The 4089-nt window shown below is 74.4% G+C and carries 4 protein-coding genes; 1 reads left to right on the top strand and 3 read right to left on the bottom strand.

Features of this window, described 5'->3' with window-relative positions; genetic code table 11:
- Positions 1-41: 41 nt before the first annotated feature.
- The 3 genes from ABD308_RS17900 to ABD308_RS17890 all read right to left on the bottom strand — a co-directional run bounded on the left by ABD308_RS17900 (position 42) and on the right by ABD308_RS17890 (position 2404).
- Complete coding sequence (locus tag ABD308_RS17900; protein ID WP_344335559.1) at positions 42-425, bottom strand: VOC family protein; 384 nt, start codon at positions 423-425, stop codon at positions 42-44.
- A gap of 162 nt (positions 426-587) precedes the next feature.
- Positions 588-1523, bottom strand: a complete 936-nt coding sequence (locus ABD308_RS17895; RefSeq protein WP_344335556.1) for a helix-turn-helix domain-containing protein — start codon at positions 1521-1523, stop codon at positions 588-590.
- A 68-nt stretch (positions 1524-1591) separates the two neighbouring features.
- On the bottom strand, positions 1592-2404 hold the full coding sequence (locus tag ABD308_RS17890; protein WP_344335554.1) for an SDR family NAD(P)-dependent oxidoreductase: 813 nt from the start codon (positions 2402-2404) through the stop codon (positions 1592-1594).
- Between the two features lie 150 nt (positions 2405-2554).
- Between ABD308_RS17890 and ABD308_RS17885 the strand changes: the two genes are divergently transcribed.
- Positions 2555-3988 (top strand): MFS transporter, encoded by a 1434-nt coding sequence (locus tag ABD308_RS17885; protein ID WP_344335552.1) that lies wholly within the window; start codon positions 2555-2557, stop codon positions 3986-3988.
- Positions 3989-4089 lie beyond the last annotated feature (101 nt).

Genomic DNA, 4089 nt, shown 5'->3' with positions numbered 1-4089 from the left:
GCGTCGCGGGGCCGGCGTGGCGGACCAGGCGGGCGGAGACGTTACGGCTCGCGGTGCACGATGCGGCGCACCAGTTCCGGCGCCCATTCGACGTACTCGACCTCCGCGCCGTCGGCGTGCCGGGCGTAGAGGAAGCGGCCGGTCGGCGAGGCGGTCTCGGGGGTGGTGACCACGGCGCCCGCCGCCTCCAGGGCATCGCTCAGCTCGTCGAGGTCGGAGACCACGACGGTCGCCGAGGCGTGCGCGTACTTGGCGCGCTCGGCGGGCGGTCCGGCGATCACCAGGAAGTCGCCGATGGCGGCGAGCTGGATCTCGTGGAAGCGGAACAGCAGGTCGGGCTCGGCCCCGGTGAGGGCCCGCAGCAGCGGGAGCGAGTGGTCCAGGCCGTCGGCCCAGAGCCGGGCATAGGTCTTGAGGATGGCCATAGGTGCTCCGAGTCGTCCGGTGCCGGGCGCGCGTCGACCGGCGCCGGGCAGCGTCGGGCGGCGTCGAGCGGCGTCGGTCCGCCGGACGCCGGGGTCTCCGACAGGTACCGGATCACCGTATGCGGGCGAACTCCCGCGCAGAAGACCGTACTTTGCGGTGAGTCAGTGCCCGTCGGTAACCGACCCGCCACCTCGGGCGACGCGGACCGGACGGCTGGGGCGGGGCCGGTCGGCGTCCCAGGCGAGCAGCATCCGCAGGGCGTCCTCGGACGGGCTGCCGGCGTCGGGGGCGTAGGTGATCAGCGCCTGGTCCGGGTCGTCGGCGGAGCGCAGCGTCTCGTAGACCAGTTCCATCCGGCCGGCCAGCGGGTGGTGGAACACCTTGCGCCCGGAGGTCTTGTCGCGCACCGGGTGCTCCGCCCACCACTTGCGGAACTCCGGGCTGCGCACCGAGAGTTCGCCGATCAGCTCGGCGAGCCGGGGGTCGTCGGGGCGGCGGCCGGCCTCCAGCCGCAGGAAGGCGGCGTTCTCCCGCGCGCAGCCGACCCAGTCGTCGTAGAGGGTGCGCGAGGCCGGGTCGAGGTAGGTGATCCGGGCGATGTTGCGCTCGGCCGGCGCGAGCGCTCCGTAGTCGCCGAGCAGGGAGACGGCGGCGCGGTTCCAGGCGAGGACGTCCATGCGCCGGCCCATCACCACGGCGGGCACGTCGGGCATGGCCTCCAGCAGCCGGGCCAGCGTCGGACGGACCTTCTGCGGGCCGGAGGGACGCCCGCGGCCGGTGCGGGTGCGGTCCGGGCGGATGCGGGCGAGGCGGTGCAGGTGGCCGGCCTCCTCGGGATCGAGGCGCAGGGCGCGGGCGACCGCGTCGAGCACGGAGTCCGAGGGGTTGCCGACCCGGCCCTGTTCGAGCCGGGTGTAGTAGTCGACGCTGACGCCGGCGAGCTGGGCGAGTTCCTCGCGGCGCAGGCCGGAGACCCGGCGGCGGCCGCCGAGGTCCGGCAGGCCGACGTCCTCGGGGTGGAGTCGGGAACGCCGGGTGCGCAGGAACTCGGCGATGCTGCCGGCGGCGCCGGCCGCGTGGGCGGGGCTCGTGCTCATACGACCATTGTGGGCGATCGGCGCCGCCGCAGCCTGGCCCTGCCAGGACCAGGCTGCGGGCGCGGCGGTCACCAGCCGTTCGCGACCGCCACCACCCCGCCGTCCACCACGAGGTCCTGGCCGGTGATGTAGGAGGCGCGCGGGGAGAGCAGGAAGGCCACCGTCTCGGCGACGTCCGCCGCCTCGCCCAGCCGGCCGAGCGGCACCCCGGCCCGCACGGCGTCCTGCTGGGCGGTCTCGGTGATCACCTCGTGGAACATCCCGGTGACGATGTAGCCGGGGCTGACCGAGTTGACCCGGATGCCGCGCCCGGCGAACGCGCTGCCGAGGGTGCGGGCGAGGTTGTGCACGGCCGCCTTGGTCGCCGCGTACACCGGGGCGTTGGGCAGGCCGCGGTGCAGCGTCCAGGAGGCGTTGAGGACGATCGACGCGCCGCCGGTGGACTTCTCCAGCAGCGGCAGGGCGTGCTGGACGGTGAAGAAGACGCCCTTGAAGTTGACGTCCACGGTGCGGTCGAAGCTCTCCTCGGTGACCTCGGCCGGGGTCTCGAAGACGCCGACCCCGGCGTTGGCGAACACCCCGTCGAGGCGGCCGTAGCGCTCCCCCACTGCGGCGGCCAGCCGGGCCAGGTCGGCCGGGCGGGCGGAGTCGGCGCGGACGGCGAACAGCCGTTCCCCGGCGTCGAGTTCGTCCTCGGCGCGACGCAGTCGGGCATCGTCGCGGCCGGTGATCACGACGCTCGCCCCGCGGTCCAGCAACAGCCGGGCGGTGGCCAGGCCCATGCCGCTGGTGCCGCCGGTGACGAGCACCGTCCGGCCGTCGAAGTCGTGGGTGGCGCCGCGGTCGTGGCGGTGCGTGTCGGTCGTGTTCTCGTTCGTCATGCCTCCACCTTCGCCGCCGCCCGGCCGGTCGGACCAGGCCCGTCCGGACCCTGGGTCCGACGGGACCACCCTTGCGACCTCATACCCCCTGGGGGTATGTTTCCCCTCACCTCGAAGACATACCCCCACCCGGTATAGGAGAACGTGGTCATGTCCGACACCACCGCCGCGTCCGCGGCCCCGGCCGCGCCGCCCGCGGCACCCTCACCGCGCCGCTGGACCGCGCTCGGGCTCATCGCCCTGGCCCAGTTCATGGTGATCATGGACACCTCGATCATCGGGGTCGCCCTGCCCGAGATGCAGTCCGCGCTCGGCTTCACCCAGGAGGGCCTGTCCTGGGTCTTCAACGCCTACGTCGTCGCCTTCGGCGGACTGCTGCTGCTCGGCGGCCGGCTCTCCGACCTGTTCGGCGCCAAGCGCCTGTTCGCCACCGGCTGGGTCGTCCTCGCCGCCGGCTCACTGCTTGCCGGCCTGGCCGGGAACCCCGGCCTCGAACTCACCGGCCGCGCCGTCCAGGGCGCCGGCTCCGCACTGATCGCCCCGGCCGCGCTCACCCTCCTGATCAGCCTGTTCGGCGCGCGCCCGAAGGAACTCGGCAAGGCGCTCGCCCTCTACGGCGCGGCCGCCCCGGCCGGTGGCACCGCCGGCGTCTTCCTCGGCGGCGTGATCACCCAGTACCTCAGCTGGGAGTGGGTCTTCTACGTCAACATCCCCATCGCCCTCGGCGTCCTGCTCGCCACCCCCGGCGTGATGCCCGCCGCCCCCGCCCGCCGCGGCTCGGTGGACTGGCTCGGCGCGCTCACCGTCACCGCCGGCCTGGCCGTCTCCGTCTACGCCATTGTCCGCGCCCCGGAGACCGGTTGGGGCTCCGCGAGCACCTGGCTGGTGCTGGCCGGCGGCGTGCTGCTGATCCTCGCCTTCGTCGCCCTCCAGGCCAAGCGGCGCGAGCCGCTGATGCGCCTCGGCATCTGGCGCAGCCCCAACCTGGCCAGCGCCAACATCGCCCAACTGCTGATGGCCGCCGCCTGGATCCCGATGTGGTTCTTCCTGAACCTCTACCTCCAGCAGGTGCTCGGCCTGCGGGCCTTCGCCTCCGGTGCCGCGCTGCTGCCGATGACCGCCGCCATCATGCTGATGATGATCGTGCTGGCGCCCCGGCTGATCGCCCGCTTCGGCCCCAAGCCGCTGATCGTCACCGGTCTGCTCGCCCTCGCCGGCGGCATGGTCTGGCTCTCCTTCGCCCGCCCCGACGGCAACTTCGCGGTGGACGTGCTGCCCGCCTCACTGCTCGCCGCCGTCGGCATGTCGCTCGCCTTCATCCCCTCGCTCGGCACCGCGCTCGCCGTGCCGAACCCGGCCGAGGGCGGCCTGGCCTCCGGAATCGTCAACACCAGCTACCAGATCGGCTCCGCGCTCGGCCTGGCCGCGATGACCGCCGTGGCCGCCGCCAACGGGGCCCGCGAGCTCGGCGACCCGGTCGCGCTGACCGACGGCTTCTCCGCCGCCTTCCTGGGCGCCGCCGCCCTCGCCCTGCTCGGCGCGCTCGCCTCGGCGCTCACCATCCGTACCGCGAAGAGCGGTTGAGCCGGCCGGTGCGGACGTCCACGCCGCGCCTCCCTCCTCCCCGTTGCCCCGCCTCCGCCCCCGCCCCCTCCGGCTCGGCGGGGGCGGGGGTGCGTCCGGGA

Source organism: Kitasatospora putterlickiae, from assembly GCF_039527695.1.
In the GTDB taxonomy this organism is placed as follows: domain Bacteria; phylum Actinomycetota; class Actinomycetes; order Streptomycetales; family Streptomycetaceae; genus Kitasatospora; species Kitasatospora putterlickiae.
The sequence above is the reverse complement of the archived record's forward strand: the minus strand, read 5'-3'. Positions and strand labels throughout refer to the sequence as shown.